Origin of the sequence: Streptomyces mesophilus (genome assembly GCF_040300965.1) — a bacterium.
GTDB lineage: Bacteria > Actinomycetota > Actinomycetes > Streptomycetales > Streptomycetaceae > Streptomyces > Streptomyces mesophilus_A.
This window is the reverse complement of sequence record NZ_JBEPEW010000030.1, coordinates 1-18,639: the sequence shown is the minus strand read 5'-3', so window position 1 is coordinate 18,639 and position 18,639 is coordinate 1. Positions and strand designations below refer to the sequence as shown.

The following is an 18,639-nucleotide window of genomic DNA, read 5'->3' as shown; positions in this document are numbered from 1 at the left end:
CGGCCCTCTCCGTGCAGTCCGTTTCGCGCAACAGAGGCTCTGCGCACCCGTGCAGCACCCTGCCGGAGGAGATGGGGCGCATGAGCTCTCATCCCGACTTGTCCGAAGTGGATGGCCAGTTGGAACGTCCGGTCCCGTTCGACGACTGCCGTGTGGTGCGCGCGCACGGCGAGCTGGATCTGCTCACCGTGGCGCCGCTGGCACGGGCCCTGGACCTGGCCCGTACCGAAAGCGGACGGCCCTGTCTCATCGTCGACCTGAGCGAGGTCACCTTCGCGGACGGAAGCATCCTCGGGCCCCTGTCCGATGCGTGGTCCGACTGCCGGGCGCGGCACGGCTGGGCCCGCGTCGTCTACACGAGCTCGGCGACCGCGCTGCTCTTCAGGGCCGGTGGCCTCGCCGGCCGTTTTCCGGGCTATGCGAGTGCCCGGGACGCCTGGCGCGGAATGGGCGAAGGGCCGGGGGACGAGCCCGGGCCGGTGTGGAGCAAGGGCGCGTAGTGTTCGCCACGTACCGGCCGGCGCCCCGTGCGGGGATGTCCCGGGCCCAGTGGAACGGAGACCGGTGATCAGTGACGGCATGGCCGAGGTGCTGCGGTCCCTTCGCCCCGGAAGCGGCGGCGATCCCGCGGCGGCCGGGGCACGGGCACTGGGTGTGCCGGGCGTCGCCGTGTCCGTGTTCCCCAGGTCCGCGGACGGGACGGGCGGCGTGCGGGCGCCGGAACCCCTGTGGTGCTTCCCCGACCTGAGCCTGCGGTTCGAAGAACTGCAGTTCACGCTGGGCGAGGGGCCGGGACCGGACGCCGTACGCGCCGGAATTCCCGTACTGGAACCGGACCTCCGGCTGGTGGCGCCCGACCGCTGGCCCGTGTTCCTGGCGGCCGCGCAGCAGCTGGGAGTGCACGGAGTGTGCTGCTTTCCGCTCGCTCTGGGGGGCGCCAAGATCGGTCTGCTGACGCTGCTGTGCGACGGGGACGGCCCGCTCAGCGAGATCCAGCTCCAGGACACGTACGCCCTGACCGCTGCCCTGATCGCGTCGCTGCTCGGTGACCGCGGGCCGCGGAACGGGCGGAGCAGCGTGAACGGCGGGCCCGTCGGGAGCGACGGCGCCGCCGGACATGACGGTGACGGGCTGTGGCCGCCCGAAGGGCTGCGGCGGGCCGTGGTGCACCAGGCGACGGGCATGATCAGCGTCCAGCTCGGCACGTCGCTCGCGCAGGCCCTGGTGCGGCTGCGCGCTTACGCCTACAGCAGTGGGCGTCCGCTCGGGGACGTCGCGGAGGACGTCGTGGCCCGAAGACTGCGATTCGAGGGAGCTATGGACGACGATGGGAACGGGCCTCATTCGCCCGACGGTGGAGAGGGATGATCGACATGGCCCGGGAACAGCGACTCGCCGAGGTGTTCGTCGAGATCGCGGATTCGCTCATCGACGACTTCGACGTCCTCGATCTCCTGCAGCGGCTCTCCGCTCGCTGCGTGGAGCTCCTCGGCGTCTCGGCCGCGGGCATCCTGCTGGCCGACGCGGACGGAGAACTGCAGGTCATCGCCGCGTCGGACGAGCACACCCGGCTCCTGGAGCTGTTCGCCCGGCAGCACGACCAGGGGCCGTGCATGGAGTGCTTCCGCAGCGGTGCGGCCCGCACGAACATCGACCTGAGGAATTCCGGCGCGGCCGCCGACTGGCCGCGCTTCACGCCGCGGGCCCGCGAGATCGGTTACGTGACGACGCATGCCATCCCGCTGCGTCTGCGCGACCGGGTGGTGGGCGCGCTGAACCTCTTCCAGCGGTCCGACCGCCGCCTTGCCGAGGACGAGATCGCCCTCGCCCAGGCGCTCGCCGACGTCGCCACGATCACGATCCTGCAGCAGCGCACGCTCGAGCAGTCGCATGTGGTGAACACCCAGCTGAACAGCGCGCTCAGCAGCCGCATCCTGGTGGAGCAGGTCAAGGGCGTGCTCGCGGAGCGCTGGAACACCTCGGTCGACGAGGCGTTCCACGCCTTCCGGTCCTATGCCCGCTCCCACCACCTGCGTCTGACGGAGCTGGCCCGGCAGGTCGTCGACGGCTCGTTCGACACGGCCGTCATCCCCGCTCCGCAGGCCGCTCCGGAGACCGGTCCGGCGGCGTAGCGGTGACGTAACACCCCTGTACGCAGGGCCAGTTGACGGATGGGTGACCGGCCGGCGCTCAGAGGTTGAGCAGCAGGACGTGCTGCGGGGGCCACAGCGGTGTCCCGTACGGGGCGCCAGGGGCGTCGCGCCAGCCCCAGGCCCGCAGCGCCTCGACGGTCCACACGTCGGCCCGGGGGACCAGGGTGATGCCCGTGGTGTGGCCGTGGTCGACGAGCAGCCGCTTCTGCAGGCGCCGGGCCAGGTTCCACTCGCGCTGCGGGGAGAGCTGCCGCACCCGGAGCGGGACCACGATCTCCCGTATCTCGAACATCCCCGCGCGCAGCGGGAATCCGTAGGCGCATGCCGTGATCGAGGTGTTCTCGGCGACGACCAGCCCGAAGCCGGGACGGCGGATGTCGGCCGTCAGGCGCCGCCGGAAGTCATGGCTGAGGCGGTCCTCCTGCCAGGTCCGCACGCCGCAGGTGGCCGCGTACAGCGCGCAGAGCTCCGGGAGCCTGTCGGCGATCTGGCATCGGGTCAGCGCGTGGAGCCGCTCCGCGGACCAGGGCGAAGGGCCCCGGCCCCGGTCCGGCGAGGGCGGCCGGGCGTCGGCGGGCCGCACCGCATGCTCTGTCATGGAGCGCATCCGTCCCTTCCGTGCCGTATCTGCCGGGGGAAGGCCCGGTATCCGGGCCGCGCTCACCGGGGAACGGCCCCGGGCGGAAATCCGCAGAACGTCGCCGAGGGCCGGCCCGGCGAGAAGACACGCCTCCCCTGCGGCGTCTTCTCGACTTCCTCGTCGCCCGTGACTCCAGGGCGCGGGAGTGCCCTGGTGATGACTGCCCAGAGGGACGAGGCGCCGGAGCCGCGTCCGTCGGCGGTGCGGGTCCGGCTGTCTTCAGAACCGCACCCGGGGTCGCGGGGCACGTAGGTAGGGCATCTACCCGCGCTCGGCCGAACCATGCCTCAACTGCCCGCCTGTTCAAGGAAGTCGGCGAGAAACTCCGGCGCGGTGCCGGGCCCGTCCGTCCCGGCCGTGTCCGGGGAGACGACGAGCAGGTCCCAGCGCCCTTGGCCGGGTGAGAGCAGGACGACCGAGTCGGTGCCGTTGGCCGCCTCGCTCCTGCGCACCCGGACGACCTGGCCGGCGACGAGGACCCGGCCGGGTGCCGCCGCCCAACGGGCGCCGTTGAGCCGCACGCTGGTGATGTGGCCCCAGGCGCGGGGCAGCCCGGCGAGCAGGACGGGGAGTTCGGTGAGCAGGTCGTGGGAGCGCGGCCACCACACGCCGTCGATGGCGCGCGGTCCGCCCGCGGCGGGCGCCAGGTGCAGACGGAGCAGCGGCTGGGAGGGGGGCAGGGAATACGGTGCGAGGCTCATGGGGTGCGGCTCCTGCCGACTGCCGTGCGCGGGCTGGGGATTGATGAGTGGGCCGAGGGCTTCAGATACGGCGGGCGGCGACGCGATCCGCACTCGGCCAGCGCACGTCGTGCACCCAGCCGAAGCGTTCGAGCAGCCTGATGACGGCGGCCGACGGGTCGAGCTGACCGCGCTCCACGCCGTGCCGGGCGCTGGTGGGGTCGGCATGGTGGAGGTTGTGCCAGCTCTCGCCGAAGGAGAGCAGGGCGAGCGGCCACAGGTTGGTGGCCCGGTCGTGGCGCCGGGTGCGGAACGGACGCTCGCCGATCATGTGGCACAGCGAGTTGACGCTCCAGGTCACGTGGTGGAGCAGCGCGATACGGACGAGCCCCGCCCACAGCAGGCCGGTCACGCCGTACAGCCAGCTGCCGCCGATCGCCCAGCCGAGGCCGAACGGCAGGGCGAGGGTGAGCAGGCACAGGAGCGGGAAGGCGCGGGAGACGGCGCGGATGTCACGGTCGGCCAGCAGATCGGGGACGTAACGCTCGTGCGGCGTGGGGTCGTTGCGGAACAGCCAGCCCACGTGCGCGTGCAGCATCCCGCGCAACTGGCCGCGCAGATGTGTGCCGTAGCGGTACGGGGAGTGCGGATCGCCGGGGCGGTCGGTGAACGCGTGGTGGCGGCGGTGCGTGGCGACCCAGCCGATGACGTCGCCCTGGAAGCTCATCGAACCGGCCACCGCGAGGGCGATGCGTACGGGGCGGGCGGCGCGGTAGCCGCCGTGGGTGAGTCCGCGGTGGAAGCCGACCGTGACGCCGAGGCCCGTGAGCACGTACAGGGCGAGCCCGAGCACGATGTCCGTGGGATGGATCAGTCGTCCCCAGAGCAGCCATCCGGCGAGGCCGAGCGCCACGAACGGCAGCACGACGATCACCGCCGTCACCGCGACGTACAGGCGCTCCCCGCCTTCTCGGCGGGGAGCCGAACCCTCCTGCGGGAAGGGTGAGTTGCCGTCGTAGCCCTGAGGTGACGGGGCGGCGTCCGGCGGGGATTCGGGGATACGGGTGGGGGAAGTCAGGGGCATGTACAGGCTCCTCGGCCTCGGTGCGGATGTCGCGGCGGCCGGGGTCGGGGGCTGCCCGTGAAGGGACGGCGAGAGGAGAGGATCCGAAAGGGGCGGGTGTCTTCAGGGTTCCGAGGGGATCGGGTGCCTCCAAGGACTCCGAGGTCCGGGGCCCGCCAAGGACTCCGAAGAGAGCGGATGCCTCCGTATGAACGTCCTCGCCTCCCTCACCGTACTCCTGTCGGAGGGAAATCGGCCGGGCGTACGCTGGGCCCACCGGGTGCTCCTCGTACGCCGACCCCGTTCGGCGTCGCCTCCGGCGCACCACGACACGGGGCCCGCAGACCGGCGGCCCCAAGAGGGGCGTGCGTCATGAACGCACCGACCACCCACCGCAGTTCGGCCGGGATCCGGCCGTCCGCCGCCTACCCGCCCGCTCGGCTCGCCCTGCGTCCGCCGACCTTCCCGGCAGGTCCGGTGTGCGGTGCCTGGTGGCCGCGCACCGACGACCTCGCCTCCGAACTGGCCGCGCTCACCGATGTGTTCGACGTCTCGCGCGGCCGTGTGACCCGGATCGCCACGCACCAGGGGAGCTGGGCGAAGGAGCCGCGCACCCTGCCCGTGACGGGGCACACGGTCACGGCCACCTGGTACGTGGCCGGGCTCGACCCGTACACGATCCGGCTCTTCTCGTACGGGGTCGGCCGCTGGGACCTGTTCGTCGTGCCGCCGGACAGCGAGGCCGGCACGGCCGCCCGGCTGATGAGCGCGGCGGCGGACCCCGCTCTCCATCTCACCGGCTCCGATCTGATGGCGGCGGAGAGCGCTGCCCGGTGACGGGACCGGCGGGGCGGGCGGCGCGGAGCCGGCCGGGCGGGGGTGCCGAACCGGGCGGAGCCGGCCGGGGGCGCGTGCCGAACCGGACAGAGTGGCTGGTGACGCACTCGTCACCGAGGCGCCCCGCAGGAGTACCGTGGACACACCAAGGGCACTTCGAACTCCGGCATCCACGCGGGTCTCGTCCTCGGTGAGCCAAGGCATCGGGGACGGCCACCGTGTCGCCCCGAAGACGGGTCCGCATCATGACCGCGACCACCACGTCCCTCCGTATCACCCCACCGCCCTCACCCTCCGGCGCGCGTGTGGCGCTGAAGTCCCCGACCGGCCAGGGGCTCCTCGACGGTGCCTGGTGGCCCCGTTCGCGTGACCTCACCGCCGAACTCCCCGACTTGGCGGAGGTACTCGACCCGCTGTGGGGCCGTGTCACCCGCGTCGCCGTCAATCCGATGCTCTGGCCCGTCGTCCCGCGCAAAGTGCCCCTCGGCCACCGTGTTCTGAAGGTCGGCTGGTTCGCCGCCGAACTCGACCCGCACAAGCTGCTGTTGCTGGGTTACGGGACCGGCCGCTGGGACCTTCTGGTGATCCCGCCCGAGACGGACGCCGCGACGGCCGCCCGCCTGATGAGCGCCGCCTGCGCGGTGGACGGTCCCGCGCTGACCGCCACCGATCTCGTCGCCGCCGCGCTCGCGGGCCATGACGTCGCCGTGCAGGACCGGCCGCAGAGTGCGCAGGAGGCGTGGGAGGACGAGGGCGGCACTCCCTCCGTGGCAGCCGTCTCCCGGGCCGCGGGGCGGTGACCGGCATGGAATCCGTTCTCACCGCGGCCTCCTTCCTGGTGCTGATCGTCCATCGCGACGGAGGCCGTGGGCGGTTCGGGGCGCGCCGCCGTCGGGACCGCACCACGCACAAGCAGGCCCGCTGAACCGGGCCGCGCCGAAGGGACCGTGAGGGGAGGCCGGATGGCCGACGTGTATCTGCGCAGGCTCAGCCGATGGCAGGCCGAACAGCAGAGAGAGGCCGTCGCCGATGTGTACGTCACGGCGTACCGCGGTGCCGCCGGGGCCGAGTACCGGGACAGGTCAGGCTTTCTGCGCCGCTTCGCACGGCATGTGCAGCGCGAGGGATTCGACATGGCGGTCGCCGACGCGACGGGCCTGGCCGGCTGCGCCTACGGGTACCGCCTGGACCGTGACGGTGCCTGGTGGGCCGACTATCCCGTCGAGGTGACGCCGCAGGCGGAGGAACTCACCGCGTCCGGGCGGGTGTTCGCGCTCACCGAGCTGATGGTGCTGCCCGCGCTGCGCCGGCGCGGTGTCGCGACCCGGCTCACGGATCTGCTGCTCTCGCGCCTGGGCAAGGACCTGGTGGTGGCGGGCGTCGACGGTGACAGGCCCGGGACGAGGGAACTGCTCCGCGCGTGGGGCTGGAAGGAACTGCCCGCCCCCACCGGTCGGAGCTCACCGTCCCCGGGCCGTGAGGTGTGGGCGCGCTGGCCGGTGCGGTGAGCGCGCTCCTGCGGTGACGTACTGGTGAGGTGCGGGGCAGGAAGCCGGCGCGCACGGGGCAGGAGCCCGGACGCACGGGGCACCGGCCTGGCCCCCACGGGCAGGAGCCCGGACGCACGAAGGCCCGGCACGTTTTCACGTGCCGGGCCTTCGTCCTGAGTAGCGGGGACAGGATTTGAACCTGCGACCTCTGGGTTATGAGCCCAGCGAGCTACCGAGCTGCTCCACCCCGCGTCGGTGAACCCAACTGTACGCCATCCGCGGGACCCCTCGCGCCACGGTTTTCCGCGAGGCCCGGAATCAAGAGCCCGACGGCGCCTCCGTGACCAGGCAGGCGGCGCCCGCGGTCACCTGATCGGCCCGCACGGATTCGCCGCCCGACCCGGCTGCGGGAACGCTGGTGAGGTGCGCGGCGGTGGCCCGCGGCTGCCGGGAGCGACGAAGAGGAGCTCCCGGAAACCCCGGGACACGTCACACCGGGTCGGACGGTGGCAGGAGACAGGCCGGTGGGGAAGCGAGGACGACGGCACACGGGCACGGCCGTGTACGAGGCCCGCCCCGGAATCACCCGCACCCGTGCCTTCGTCAGGACCCTGCCGCTGCTGCTCATCGGCGGCGGACTGCTGCTCACGTTCGTGACGCCGCCCAAGTTCACCGGGGCGCCGCTCTTCTCCGCCGCGCCGCTGATCGCCGCACCGTTCTTCTCGCTGGTCAACACGCTCCTGACGGGCTTCATCGCGGTCGGTGCGCTCACCGGGCTGCATCTTTACAACGGGACCGCGGGCAAGACCGAGTCCCTCACCGAGATCGTGACGGTGGTCACCGTCGCCGTGCTCGCGGTGCTGATCAACCGGGTCGTCACCCGCAACAGCGAGCAGCTGGCCTCCGCGCGCAATATCGCCGTGGCCGCCCAGCGCGCCGTACTGCCGGAGCCGGCTGCCCGGATCGGAGGTCTTGAGGTCGCGGCGAGGTACGAGGCGGCGCAGGCGGACGCGTTCATCGGCGGTGACCTGTACGCCGTGCAGGACACCCCGCACGGGGTGCGTCTGATCGTGGGGGACGTACGGGGCAAGGGCCTGGGGGCGGTGGAGGCCGTGGCCGTCGTCATCGGCGCCTTCCGTGAGGCCTCCGAGCAGGAGGCCACCCTCGAAGCGGTCGCCCTCCGCCTGGAGCGGGCGCTGGCCCGCGAAGGGACCCGGCGGGACGGGCTCGACGCGGTGGAGGGGTTCACGACCGCGGTGCTCGCCGAGATCTCGCACGGACACGACGCCGTACGGCTCATCAACCGCGGGCATCCCGAACCGCTGCTCCTGCACGCGGACGGCAGGCTGCAGATCCTCGAACCCGAGCAGGCCGCGCTGCCGCTCGGCATGAGCGATCTGGCCTCCTGGCCGGACCGCGCGGTGACGGCCGAGCTGCCGGCGCGGGCGATGCTGCTGTTCTACACGGACGGCCTGAGCGAGGCGCGCAGCGCCGAGGGGGTCTTCTACGATCCGGCGGCGCGGCTGGAAGGGCGGATGTTCCCCGGGCCCGACTCCCTGCTCTCCGCTCTGGTCGACGAGGTGCGCGAGCACACCGGCGGCGGAGCGACGGACGATATGGCGCTGCTCGCGATCGCGCGGCCGGCCGCCGGGGCCGCGATGTCACCGAAGGTGACCGAGGAGCAGCCCTCCGCATAACAATTGATGCACCGTCAGAAATCTGAGGGCAGTGACTTACCTCAACTTCCTTGGCGACTCGTCCGATTCCGACCCCTCGTGTCCCCTAAGTCCAGGCCAAAGCCGCTAACGATCTGTCGGAACGGCTTGGAATCCCGGGCCCCTGTCTATTAACGTTCGATAACGCAGCGCGGTCGTCCCAGCCGTCACAAGAGATGGCTCCGTGCGCACACGCTTAATCCCGCAAGGGAGCCGGGGAACCACTTTTTGGGGTGAATCGGGCAAGCGAGACCTTCCTTGAAGGTGTCAACGCCCGTAGGAAACCTTCCTGTTCCGAACCCGTCAGCTAACCCGGTAGGCGAGAAGGAAGGAAAGGAGTCCGCCTCCGTGGCGACCCCCGCAGGCCGAGGCACCACCGCTGATCCCTATTTCGCGGACAGCACCCAGGAGTTCAGGTACGACGACGAGTCCTGGGAGGAGTGGAACCCGACCGAGGATTCCATCCGTCCGGTACGTGGCCGGCACCGTGTCGCCAAGCAGCGCGGCGGACTCGCGCGCAGCTCCACCGTTCTCGGCGTCGGCGTCATAGCCGCCGTCGGCGCGGGCGGCATAGCCACCGCGAAGGACAAGCCGCCGGTCCCGATCTCCATGCCGGACCTCGGCGAGCAGGCCAAGAAGATCCCCGTCGTCGGCTCCCTGATATCCGACGACTCCGACTCCGGTACCGACGAGCAGCCCGGTGTCGCGCAGGCCACCGCGGCCACGCTCCCCGTGGCCGCCACCAGCTCCGGCGAGCAGTCCACCGCCGACGCGGGCGAGGCCCTGCGGGCCCGCATCCTGGAGCAGGCGCAGAACCAGGAGGACGAGGCGGACGCCGCCGCTCAGGCCGCTGCCGAGCAGGCCGCCGCCGAACTGGCCGCGAAGGCCGCCGCCGAGAAGCAGGAAGCCGCCGAGAAGGCCGAGGCGGAGGCCAAGCGCAAGGCGGAGGAAGAGGCCAAGCGCAAGGCCGAGGCGGAGCGCCTGGCCAAGCTGGCAGCGAGCTACTCGCTTCCCACCACGTCGTACACGATCACCTCGACCTTCGGTCAGGCCGGCTCCATGTGGTCCTCCGGGTCCCACACGGGTCTGGACTTCGCTGCTCCCACAGGTACCCCCATCAAGTCCGTCCACACCGGCACCGTCAAGGAGGCCGGCTGGTCCGGCTCGTACGGCTACCGCACCGTGGTCGAGCTCTCGGACGGTACGGAGATCGCGTACAACCACCAGTCGTCCATCGGCGTCAGCGTCGGCCAGAAGGTCACGACCGGCGATGTCATCGGCCGGGTGGGCTCCACGGGCAACTCCACCGGACCGCATCTGCACCTCGAGGTCGAGACGTCGGGCGGCAGCCTGATCGACCCGATGGCCTGGCTGCAGAGCAAGGGCCTCAACCCCTGATCCAGGTCTCAACACCTGATCCAGGGCCTCAACCCCTGATTCCTGTACGGAACTTGTGAGCGCCGTAGGGGTACGGCGTACCTGAACCCCGGCAGTCCTGACGGCAACCCCCCGACGTCAGGGCTGCCGGTTTTGGGTTTTCATGGATGCTTTGCTTCCCTTGTGTCCAAGGAATAGCGGCTTCCCATACGGGTGTTGATCACTTCATGACCTCTTTGCGCCCTCTCGGCTCCTCCGACCTCGAAGTCCATCCGCTCTGCCTCGGCGGCAACGTCTTCGGCTGGACCGCCGACGAGACCCGGACCTTCGCCGTACTCGACGCGTACAGCGCGGGCGGCGGCAACTTCATCGACACCGCCGACTCCTACTCGGCCTGGGCCCCCGGCAACCAGGGCGGCGAGTCCGAGACCCTGATCGGCAAGTGGCTGGCCGCGCGCGGCAACCGTTCCGATGTCGTCATCGCCACCAAGGTCGGCGCGCATCCCGCGTACAAGGGCCTCTCGGCGGCCACCATCAAGGCCGCCGCCGAGGAGTCGCTGCGCCGGCTCGGGACCGACTACATCGATCTGTACTACACGCACTTCGATGACGAAGGGGTGCCGGTCGAGGAGATCGTCACCGCGCTCGACGCGCTGGTGCGCGAGGGCAAGGTCCGGGCCGTGGCCACCTCGAACCTCACCGCCGAACGGCTCCGGGAATCACTGGAGTTCGCCGAGCGCGAGGGTCTTGCCCGGTATGTGGCGCTTCAGCCGCACTACAACCTTGTTTCACGTGAAACGTACGAGGGTTCGAAGCAGGAGCTCGCCTCGCAGTGGGGTCTGGCCGCCGTGCCGTACTACGCGCTGGCCTCCGGTTTCCTCACCGGCAAGTACCGCCCCGGCGCCGAGGTCGACAGTCCGCGCGCGGGAGGTGCGGCCAAGCACCTGGAGACCGAGCGCGGCCGGCGGGTGCTCGATGCCCTCGACACCGTGGCGAAGGCGCATGACGCCGAGCTCGCGACGGTGGCGCTGGCCTGGCTCGCGGCCCAGCCGACGGTGGTCGCGCCGATCGCCTCGGCGCGCACGGTGGAGCAGTTGCCGGCGCTGCTCGCGGTGGGGGAGCTGACGCTCACGGACGAGGAGCTGGGACTTCTGACGGCGGCTTCCGCCTAGTCGGGGCCTGCGCCTCGACGGGGCGTGGCCCGGTCCGGCCTCCGCCGCGTATGCGCCGCCGCTCAGCTCGCGGGCGGCGCGTACGGGTTGGGGGTCGCGTACTGGCCGCCGAGGGGCTGCTGCGGGAGCGGCTGGCCGGGACCGGGCTGGCTCGGGATGTACGGGATGTAGGGGATCTGCGGGCCGGGCACCGTCATCGGCCCATACGGTTGCGCATACGGGGCGTACGGCTGGGGGAACGCCGGTGCCGTCATCCGTGCCGCATGGTCGAGAGCCGGGCGCGAGGGTCCCCGACGGGACCAGAGCGCCTGCAGCAACTCCCTTTCCCGTACGACGAAATCGGCGCCCGCACGGCCGCTGCGGCCCCGGTGACGCAGGAACGCCAGGGCCGTGGCGAGGGAGATGTACTCGCGCACGGTACGCGCCACGTCCTTGCCGTGGGCCCCCGCCGCGTACTGGCGTGCCATGCGGCGGGCGCGCAGGGTGCCGAGGGCGTACGGCTCGGGGGCGGTGAGCCAGCCGGCGGCGACGTACGCGGGGAGTTCCTCGCGGACCGTGCGCAGTTCGCGCTGCCGGCTGTAGATCGTCAGCCAGGTCAGCAGGCCGAACGACGGGACCATGAAGCCGACGTAGACGAAGAAGAAGCCGAGGCCGCCGAAGGAGGCGGAGCCGTTCCACGCGGCGTGCATGCCCATCGCGAGCAGCAGGCCGGCGAGCGGGAACAGGATCCGTCGGATGCGGTGACGGTCGGCGGCGAGGGCGGCGAAGCCGAAGCCGATGCCGGTGAGGACCGTGAACAGCGGGTGGGCGAACGGCGACATCACGATGCGTACGAAGAAGGTCGCCGCGGTGACCGAGTCGAAGCCGATGCCGTCGACTCCGCTGGCCTCGTCGGTGCCGTAGGCGTTGCCGAGATAGAGGATGTTCTCGGTGAAGGCGAAGCCGGTGGCCGTGACCCCGGATATCACCACTCCGTCGACGAGACCCTTGAAGTCCCGTCTGCGGAACAGGAAGACGAGCAGGATCGCCGCCGCCTTGACCGTCTCCTCGACGACCGGCGCGACGACGGTGGCGCCCAGGGTGTCGGCGCTCGTGGGGTCGGCGGTTCTGGTGGCTATCCAGCGGGTGGCGAAGGAGTTCGCGACGATCGCTATCAGCGCGGCCGCGCAGGCACCCCATGCGAACGAGAAGATCAGGTTCCGCCAGGGCGCCGGTTCGACCCGGTCGAGCCAGCGGAACGCGGCTATCAGGAGCGGTACGGGAAATATCGCGAGGCCCAGACCCACCAGGAAGCCCTCGGTACCGGTCTCCTTGCGGACCAGGGCGAGGATCACCAGACCCGACAGGGCGAGCAGGGTGATCAGCGCGCCCGCTTTCACGGCACGGCGCTGCCACCAGTGCGCAGGCCTGCCGAGTCCGGCGACCGGGTGGGCCGGCGGATGCGGAGGCTGGGGCGGTGCGTTCACCCCTCGACCCTAACGAGCGGCGGGGCCGGGTGCGAAGAATAGGGGCACCCGGAACCCCGGGATACCCGAACTTCCGCGTACGCAGAAAGGTCAATCCCTTACGTACGCAGGAAGATCAAATCGTGGACGACGTGGTCCTTGTCGAGGCCCTTGCCCTCGAAGCGGGTCAGCGGGCGGAACGCCGGGCGCGGGGTGTAGCCGCCGTCCGGCTGCGAGTTGGTGAAGTCGGGGTGGGCCTCGAGCACCTCGAGCATCTGCTCGGCGTACTCCTCCCAGTCCGTGGCGCAGTGGATGAAGCCGCCGGGCTTCAGCCGCGATGCGGCGAGCGTCAGGAACTCCGGCTGGATGATGCGCCTCTTGTGGTGGCGCTTCTTGGGCCAGGGGTCCGGGAAGTAGACGCGCACGCCGTCGAGGGCGTCGGGGCGGAGCATCTCGGTGAGCAGGATGATCGCGTCGCCGTTGGCCACGCGGACGTTGTCGAGCCCGTTCCGCTCGGCGAGCCCGAGGAGGTTGCCCTGGCCGGGTGTGTGCACATCGACGGCGAGGATGCCGGTGTCCGGATCGTCGGCGGCCATCTGCGCGGTGGCCTCGCCCATGCCGAAGCCGATCTCGAGCACGACGGGACGTCCCTCGAACATCTCGGCCAGATCGAGCCGCTGCTTGCCGTCGATCTCGATGCCCCACTTCGGCCACAGCCTGCGCAGGGCGTCGCCCTGGCTCAGGGTGACGCGGCTGCGGCGCGGCTGGAAGCTGCGGATCCGCCGCTCGAAGTGCGACCCGGCGGGGTCGGGACTCGGTCCCTCGCCCTCGGCGTACCGCCGCATCTTCTCCGCTCGGGCGGCGGAGGCGGCGGCACGGGTCTCGGCGTCGTACGGGTCGGGGCGGCCCTGGGTGGGGGCGGCGGGGGCGGTGTTTTCGGGATGCTCGGACACAGTGGGTCCGATTCTACGGAGGGTTGGCCGCGGGTGCGTCCTGGCTGGGCGGGGCGCCTGCGGCGGGCTCTCCCGTGCCCGGGCCCCTACTTCAGCCCCTCCGGCGATTGAGGAGATCCGAACGAAGTTCGGATGCGGGGGCCCGGGGCGAAGCCCCGGTTTCGGGAAGGGGCGGGTAGGGGAAAACGCACGGCTTCGGACCAGCACCCGGCATCGCCCACCGCGGGGGCTCCGCCCCCTGCACCCCCGGTGGGTCAGTCCACCTGGGCCAGTACCCGCCGCGCCACCTCCCGCCCGATCGGCAGCGAAGCCGTGGCCGCCGGTGAGGGGGCGTTGAGCACGTGGACGGTCCGTGCGCCCTCGACGAACAGGAAGTCGTCCGCCAAGGTGCCGTCGCGCAGCACCGCCTGGGCGCGGACGCCCGCCGGGGCCGGGTGGAGGTCCGACTCCGTGACCGCGGGGAGCAGACGGCGGACCGCGCGGGTGAAGGCCGGGCGGGACAGGGAGCGGCGCAGCTCGCCCGCACCGTACCGCCAGTGCTCGCGGGCTATCCGCCACGAGCCCGGCCAGCTGAGCGTGGCCGCAAGGTCGCGGGGGCGTACCACCGACCAGTCGTATCCCTCGCGCGCGAGGGCGGGCACGGCGTTGGGCCCGACATGGACCCCGCCGTCGATACCGCGCGTGAGGTGCACACCGAGGAAGGGGAACGCCGGGTCGGGCACGGGGTAGACCAGGCCGCGCACCAGCTCGGGCCGCGCCAGCTCGTAGTACTCGCCGCGGAACGGCACGATGCGCATCCCCGGGTCGTCTCCCGCGAGGCGTGCCACACGGTCGCAGTGCAGCCCCGCGCAGTTCACCAGGACCCGGCCGCGCACGATCGCCCCGGACGCCGTGCGCACCGCGACCCCGTGGTCCGCGCGCCGGTCGATCCGCGTGACCTCCGCCCCGTACCGGATATCGGCGCCCGCGTCCCGTACCAGCGAAGCCAGCCGACCGGCCACCGCGCCGAAGTCGCAGATCCCGGTCGTGGCCACATGGATCCCCGCGAGCCCCCGCACCTCGGGCTCGAACTCCGTGATCTGGCTGGGGCCCAGCTCCCGTACCGGAATCCCGTTCTCCCGGCCGCGCTGCACCAGTGCGTGCAGCCGGGGCAGCTCGGAGCGCTCGGTGGCGACGATCAGCTTGCCGCCGACGGCATGCGGAATCCCGTACTCGGCACAGAACTTGACCATCTCCGCGGCGCCCTCGACGGCGAACCGCGCCTTGAGCGACCCGGGCCGGTAGTAGATCCCGCTGTGGATCACCCCGCTGTTGCGACCCGTCTGATGCCGGGCGGGCCCGGGCTCCTTCTCGAGGACCGTGACCCGGATCCCCGGCCGCGCGCGCGTCAGCGCATACGCCGTCGACAGTCCGACGATGCCGCCGCCGATGACGAGCACATCGCAGTCGTACGACACCCGCGTGCCGTCTGCCGGGCCGCGCAGGGCCACCCGCCTCACCTCCGGAGAGCTCCGAGTCCGTCACGGACGCCGAGTACGCCCATGCGTCCGATAGTGCACTGCGCCACTGACAACGCGCTCAAACCCGTACCGGAAGGACCGTAAGGAGCAGTTCGCTCACGCCGGCGCCACCAGCAACGGCCGGGCCCGCTCCCGCAACTCGATCACCTGCGGCTCGTCCCCGTGCGCCTCCAGGCGGTGCAGCAGATCCCGTACGTACTCGGTGGTCCGCGCCGACGAGATGCGCCCCGCGACCTCCACGGCCCGCAGGCCCTGCGCGCAGCACGCGTCCAGGTTCCCCGACTCCAGTTCGGCGACCGCGCTCACCACGAGGCGCAGACCGTGCGAGCGGACGAATTCCTCGGTCGGGCTCGACAGGGCCTGCTCGGTGAACCGCCGCACCTGGCGCGGTGCCTTGAGGTCGCGGTAGCACTCGGCGGCGTCGGCCGCGAACCGGTCGTAGGAGTAGAAGCCCAGCCAGGACGGGTCGTTGTCACCGTCGCGGGACCGCTCGAGCCAGCCCTCGGCGGACTTCAGGGCGCCGCCCGCCGCGTGCGCGTCACCGGCGCGGGCCTGCGCCCGGGCCTCGACGAGGTGGAAGAAGCTCATGGTGCGCGCGGTGGCCAGACCGCGGTTGCGCTCCAGGGCGGCCTGCGCGAGGTCGACACCCTCGTCGCCGAAGCCGCGGTAGGTGGCCTGCAGCGACATGGAGGCCAGTACGTAGCCGCCGAGCGGGACGTCGGCTGCCGCGCGGGCGAGCCGCAGGGCCTGGATGTAGTAGCGCTGTGCGGCTTCCTGCTGGCCGGTGTCGAAGGCCATCCAGCCCGCCAGGCGCGTGAGTTCGGCCGTCGCGCCGAACAAGGCACGTCCCACCTCGTCCGAGTACGTCCCCAGTAACAGGGGAGCCGCCTCGACCCGTAAGCACTCCGGCACCATCGACGAACGCCAGTCCCCGCCGCCGTACTTGGAGTCCCAGCGCCGCGCGTCGTGCGCCGCCTCGCGCAGTTTCCGTACGTCACTGTGGCCGACGCGCAGCGGCTTCTCGCCGGCCGGTGCGGACTCGGCGATCTGCCGGGCCTGCTCCGCCGTACGTTCCACCGAGCTGTCGGCGGGTGTTATCAGCCACCGGGACGCGGGTGTCGCATACGCGCTCACCGCGAACGAACCCGCAAGCGACTGCCAGATCCCGCCACTTGTGCCCCTGCGGCCCGCGAGGTCGAGCCGGTACAGCTCGGTCGCCGATTTCACCGCCGCGCCGATGTCGCGCGGAAAGGAGAGACCCACCTCGGGCGCCGGGTCGGCGTCCGCGAGACCGATCTCGTGCAGCGGCACGGGCCGGCCGAGCTTCTGGCCGATGGCCGCGGCGATCAGGTGCGGGGCCGCACCCTGCGGAACCATGCCCTTGGAGACCCAGCGGGCCACCGAGGTCTTGTCGTAGCGAAGGGTCAGACCCCGTTGTGATCCGAGGTCGTTGACCCGGCGGGCGAGGCCCGCGTTGCTGATTCCCGCGAGGGCGAGAACGGTGCCGAGCTTTTCGTTCGGCCCGCGTTGCTCCCTGGACATGCGCCACCCCTCGACACAGACGGCTGCCGCGCCGGCACACCACGGCTGGCATAACCGCGCGGCATTCGTAAACCCAGCGTAGTTCCCCGCATTCCAAGCGTTAAGGGGCGGGATTCCGGATGGCGAGAAAGTTGTCTGTACAGGAGTGCGGTCTTTCTGCGGTGTGCTCCCGGCGTGTGGCCGTGCGCCCGCCCGTGCGCTCTTCACCGACCGGTGCGGGAGCGCTTCCATGAGGATGCGTGGGTCGGCCCACCGTGCGCTGGCAACCGGTGGGCTGGGGGACGCCGCCGCCTACATCCCCGCGGGTGGCGGACCGGTCCGGGAGGCCAAGCGCGCCTCCCGGATCGCGCGTTGCCCCGGCCCGCGCCTGCCGTACGCCCCATTGCGCGCGAAATGGCCGGATCCAGCCAGCAGTTGGTCCGAGTCGCGCGGGAGCACAGAGGCGCAAACGGCGTGCCCTGCTCCCCCTCCGATGCGCCCGCTTCGTGGCAGCATGGTGCCCAACTGGACGAGCCAGACGGTGCCCATGTTGTCCACAGGCTGTGGAGGCGCGATGCGGTGGTTGGTGGGGTGGAGCAGTACCACCGCGAGGGCGTCCGATCCGCTGGGCGCCGGCAGTGAGGCCGGCGAGACCGTGCACCCCGTGGGTTCCCAGCTCTTGTGGGGCGACCCGGATCCCCTGTGGGCGGTGGGTGATTGGCGGCCCGACGAGATCCGTGTGGTCAAGGCGGACGACAGGACCCGTATCGCCGTACTGGGCACCTGCGGCGCGAGCGACGAGCAGCTGCGCCTGGGTCTGGTCGCGGCCCGCGGCGGCGCACTGCGGCATCTGACCGCGTGGTCCGGCAGCTATACCGCGGTGGTCCAGGTCGGCCGCCGCATCATGGTCGCCGGTGATCTCGCGGGCGCACGCCCGGTGTTCTACACGCCGTGGGCCGGCGGCACCGCGTACGCCACCGCGGCCCTGCCGCTCGCCGACCTCATCGAGGCACACCTCGACATCGGCCATCTCGCCGCGCTGCTCGCCTGCCCCGACGTGCCCGAAGCGCTCCAGGACTCCACCCCGTACGCGGACGTGCGGCGCATCCCGCCCGGGCACGCCCTGATCCTGCGCGACGGCGCGCGCGAGATCGCCGGATACGAGCCGGTGGCCTCGCTCGCCGTCGCCGCACCGGAGCTGGACGCCACGCGCGCGGTCGACGGTGTACGGGAAGCACTGGTCGACGCGGTACGGGCCCGGCTCTCCGCGCCCCGCCACGTACCGGACATCGACCCCGGTCCCGTACCGGGCATGGGCCCCGCCGAACGCCGTGCCTCCCGGATGCCGGTGCCGGGCATCGGCGCGGATCTGTCGGGTGGCCCCGCGTCCGGGACGCTGGCCCTCCTCGCCGCGGGTCTGCCCGGCATGCCGGGCACCGTGCTCGGCCACGGCACGGGCGCGGGGGAGCGGCTGCTCGCCGTCACCTTCAACGACCTGACCGCCGGCCGCCAGGAAGCCGAACTCGGCCGCGCCGGCGCCCTCGCCACCAACCCCCGCCTCCACCACGTCGTGGTCCCGGCCGGCGAAGAGGCCCTGCCGTACGCCGACTTGGACGGCCCGCTCACCGACGAACCGGGCCCTTCGCTGGTCACGGCCGCCCGGCACAGACTCCGGCTCGCCTCCGGCAGCGCGGACCATCTGTCGGGGTACGGGGCGCGCCAGGTCCTCGACGCCCACCCGGCCCGCCTCGCCGACCTCCTCATGGACCGCCGCCGCCGTCATCTCGTGCGTCCGGTCGCGGCGTTGGCGCGTACGGAAGGCTCGATGAGCTCCGTACTGGTCCCCGCCAAGGTGTACGGAGCGGCCCGCCGCCTGGCCCGTACCTCCTACCGCTCGGGCATCGAGGACGCCGCACTGCGCCTGCGCGCCGGCCTCCTCGAGGAACCCACGGGCCCCGTCGGTGCCTCGCTCGCCGCGCTGACCTGGGTACGGCCCGGGCCCGCCGCGCGCTGGATGACCGTTGAGTCGCTCGCTGAAGTATCGCTTCGCCTGGAGCAGTCGGCGACGCGCCC

Annotated in this window: 17 protein-coding genes, 1 tRNA gene and 1 riboswitch; of the genes, 10 read left to right on the top strand and 8 right to left on the bottom strand. The window is 71.9% G+C overall.

The features are described 5' to 3' along the window. Positions 1-80: 80 nt before the first annotated feature. The 3 genes from ABT367_RS13840 to ABT367_RS13830 all read left to right on the top strand — a co-directional run bounded on the left by ABT367_RS13840 (position 81) and on the right by ABT367_RS13830 (position 2,132). Positions 81-500 carry an STAS domain-containing protein gene (locus ABT367_RS13840; RefSeq protein WP_352252907.1) on the top strand — a complete coding sequence of 140 codons (420 nt, stop codon included), beginning with the start codon at positions 81-83 and terminating at the stop codon, positions 498-500. A 64-nt stretch (positions 501-564) separates the two neighbouring features. Beyond that, complete coding sequence (locus ABT367_RS13835; RefSeq protein WP_352252905.1) at positions 565-1,368, top strand: GAF and ANTAR domain-containing protein; 804 nt, start codon at positions 565-567, stop codon at positions 1,366-1,368. Beyond that, on the top strand, positions 1,365-2,132 hold the full coding sequence (locus ABT367_RS13830) for a GAF and ANTAR domain-containing protein (protein ID WP_352252903.1): 768 nt from the start codon (positions 1,365-1,367) through the stop codon (positions 2,130-2,132). The genes ABT367_RS13835 and ABT367_RS13830 overlap by 4 nt, the downstream gene beginning before the upstream one ends. 58 nt (positions 2,133-2,190) lie before the next feature. On the opposite strand, the gene ABT367_RS13825 is transcribed toward ABT367_RS13830, so the two are convergent. The 3 genes from ABT367_RS13825 to ABT367_RS13815 form a co-directional block, all read right to left on the bottom strand. Continuing rightward, positions 2,191-2,751, bottom strand: coding sequence for a hypothetical protein (locus tag ABT367_RS13825; protein ID WP_352252901.1), 561 nt, complete (start codon positions 2,749-2,751; stop codon positions 2,191-2,193). A 329-nt stretch (positions 2,752-3,080) separates the two neighbouring features. Next, entirely contained in the window at positions 3,081-3,494 is a 414-nt protein-coding gene (locus ABT367_RS13820; protein ID WP_352252899.1) for a DUF5994 family protein, read from the bottom strand. Between the two features lie 61 nt (positions 3,495-3,555). Next, the gene (locus ABT367_RS13815; RefSeq protein ID WP_352252896.1) at positions 3,556-4,557 is read right to left on the bottom strand and encodes an acyl-CoA desaturase; all 1,002 of its coding nucleotides are present in this window, start codon (positions 4,555-4,557) and stop codon (positions 3,556-3,558) included. 351 nt (positions 4,558-4,908) lie between these two features. On the opposite strand from ABT367_RS13815, the gene ABT367_RS13810 reads away from it, so the two are divergent. The 3 genes from ABT367_RS13810 (at position 4,909) to ABT367_RS13800 (ending at position 6,881) form a co-directional block, all read left to right on the top strand. Continuing rightward, positions 4,909-5,373, top strand: coding sequence for a DUF5994 family protein (locus ABT367_RS13810; RefSeq protein ID WP_352252894.1), 465 nt, complete (start codon positions 4,909-4,911; stop codon positions 5,371-5,373). 245 nt (positions 5,374-5,618) lie between these two features. Beyond that, the gene (locus tag ABT367_RS13805) at positions 5,619-6,173 is read left to right on the top strand and encodes a DUF5994 family protein (protein ID WP_352252892.1); all 555 of its coding nucleotides are present in this window, start codon (positions 5,619-5,621) and stop codon (positions 6,171-6,173) included. A 162-nt stretch (positions 6,174-6,335) separates the two neighbouring features. Then, positions 6,336-6,881: a GNAT family N-acetyltransferase gene (locus ABT367_RS13800; protein WP_352252889.1), complete on the top strand. Its 546-nt coding sequence runs from the start codon at positions 6,336-6,338 to the stop codon at positions 6,879-6,881. Positions 6,882-7,041: 160 nt separating this feature from the next. Here the strand turns inward: ABT367_RS13800 and ABT367_RS13795 are convergent. Continuing rightward, positions 7,042-7,115 (bottom strand) — tRNA-Met (locus ABT367_RS13795). A 272-nt stretch (positions 7,116-7,387) separates the two neighbouring features. Here ABT367_RS13795 and ABT367_RS13790 point away from each other — a divergent pair. The 3 genes from ABT367_RS13790 to ABT367_RS13780 all read left to right on the top strand — a co-directional run bounded on the left by ABT367_RS13790 (position 7,388) and on the right by ABT367_RS13780 (position 11,127). Continuing rightward, on the top strand, positions 7,388-8,560 hold the full coding sequence (locus ABT367_RS13790) for a PP2C family protein-serine/threonine phosphatase (RefSeq protein WP_434975464.1): 1,173 nt from the start codon (positions 7,388-7,390) through the stop codon (positions 8,558-8,560). 201 nt (positions 8,561-8,761) lie between these two features. After that, positions 8,762-8,915, top strand: a riboswitch (cyclic di-AMP (ydaO/yuaA leader). An 11-nt stretch (positions 8,916-8,926) separates the two neighbouring features. Then, positions 8,927-9,976 (top strand): M23 family metallopeptidase, encoded by a 1,050-nt coding sequence (locus tag ABT367_RS13785; protein WP_352252887.1) that lies wholly within the window; start codon positions 8,927-8,929, stop codon positions 9,974-9,976. A 206-nt stretch (positions 9,977-10,182) separates the two neighbouring features. Further along, positions 10,183-11,127 (top strand): aldo/keto reductase, encoded by a 945-nt coding sequence (locus tag ABT367_RS13780; RefSeq protein ID WP_352252885.1) that lies wholly within the window; start codon positions 10,183-10,185, stop codon positions 11,125-11,127. Between the two features lie 62 nt (positions 11,128-11,189). Here the strand turns inward: ABT367_RS13780 and ABT367_RS13775 are convergent, their stop codons facing one another. The 4 genes from ABT367_RS13775 to ABT367_RS13760 form a co-directional block, all read right to left on the bottom strand. Further along, on the bottom strand, positions 11,190-12,593 hold the full coding sequence (locus ABT367_RS13775; RefSeq protein WP_434975463.1) for a PrsW family glutamic-type intramembrane protease: 1,404 nt from the start codon (positions 12,591-12,593) through the stop codon (positions 11,190-11,192). Between the two features lie 98 nt (positions 12,594-12,691). Then, a complete protein-coding gene (gene trmB / locus ABT367_RS13770; RefSeq protein WP_352252977.1) occupies positions 12,692-13,417 on the bottom strand; it encodes a tRNA (guanosine(46)-N7)-methyltransferase TrmB in 726 nt (241 codons plus the stop codon). 362 nt (positions 13,418-13,779) lie between these two features. Next, on the bottom strand, positions 13,780-15,015 hold the full coding sequence (lhgO, locus tag ABT367_RS13765; protein ID WP_352252883.1) for an L-2-hydroxyglutarate oxidase: 1,236 nt from the start codon (positions 15,013-15,015) through the stop codon (positions 13,780-13,782). Between the two features lie 126 nt (positions 15,016-15,141). Next, positions 15,142-16,587 (bottom strand): MFS transporter, encoded by a 1,446-nt coding sequence (locus tag ABT367_RS13760; RefSeq protein ID WP_199551474.1) that lies wholly within the window; start codon positions 16,585-16,587, stop codon positions 15,142-15,144. Positions 16,588-17,140: 553 nt separating this feature from the next. Between ABT367_RS13760 and ABT367_RS13755 the strand changes: the two genes are divergently transcribed. Next, on the top strand, positions 17,141-18,639 hold a 1,499-nt coding region (locus ABT367_RS13755; RefSeq protein ID WP_352252881.1), incomplete at its 3' end, for an asparagine synthase.

Excerpts from the sequence above, each read along its gene's own strand:
- ABT367_RS13840 (WP_352252907.1), top strand. The coding sequence starts at position 81 with ATGAGCTCTCATCCCGACTTGTCCGAAGTGGATGGCCAGTTGGAACGT.
- ABT367_RS13830 (WP_352252903.1), top strand. The coding sequence starts at position 1,365 with ATGATCGACATGGCCCGGGAACAGCGACTCGCCGAGGTGTTCGTCGAG.
- ABT367_RS13825 (WP_352252901.1), bottom strand. The coding sequence starts at position 2,751 with ATGACAGAGCATGCGGTGCGGCCCGCCGACGCCCGGCCGCCCTCGCCG.
- ABT367_RS13820 (WP_352252899.1), bottom strand. The coding sequence starts at position 3,494 with ATGAGCCTCGCACCGTATTCCCTGCCCCCCTCCCAGCCGCTGCTCCGT.
- ABT367_RS13815 (WP_352252896.1), bottom strand. The coding sequence starts at position 4,557 with ATGCCCCTGACTTCCCCCACCCGTATCCCCGAATCCCCGCCGGACGCC.
- ABT367_RS13810 (WP_352252894.1), top strand. The coding sequence starts at position 4,909 with ATGAACGCACCGACCACCCACCGCAGTTCGGCCGGGATCCGGCCGTCC.
- ABT367_RS13805 (WP_352252892.1), top strand. The coding sequence starts at position 5,619 with ATGACCGCGACCACCACGTCCCTCCGTATCACCCCACCGCCCTCACCC.
- ABT367_RS13800 (WP_352252889.1), top strand. The coding sequence starts at position 6,336 with ATGGCCGACGTGTATCTGCGCAGGCTCAGCCGATGGCAGGCCGAACAG.
- ABT367_RS13780 (WP_352252885.1), top strand. The coding sequence starts at position 10,183 with ATGACCTCTTTGCGCCCTCTCGGCTCCTCCGACCTCGAAGTCCATCCG.
- trmB (WP_352252977.1), bottom strand. The coding sequence starts at position 13,417 with ATGCGGCGGTACGCCGAGGGCGAGGGACCGAGTCCCGACCCCGCCGGG.
- ABT367_RS13760 (WP_199551474.1), bottom strand. The coding sequence starts at position 16,587 with ATGTCCAGGGAGCAACGCGGGCCGAACGAAAAGCTCGGCACCGTTCTC.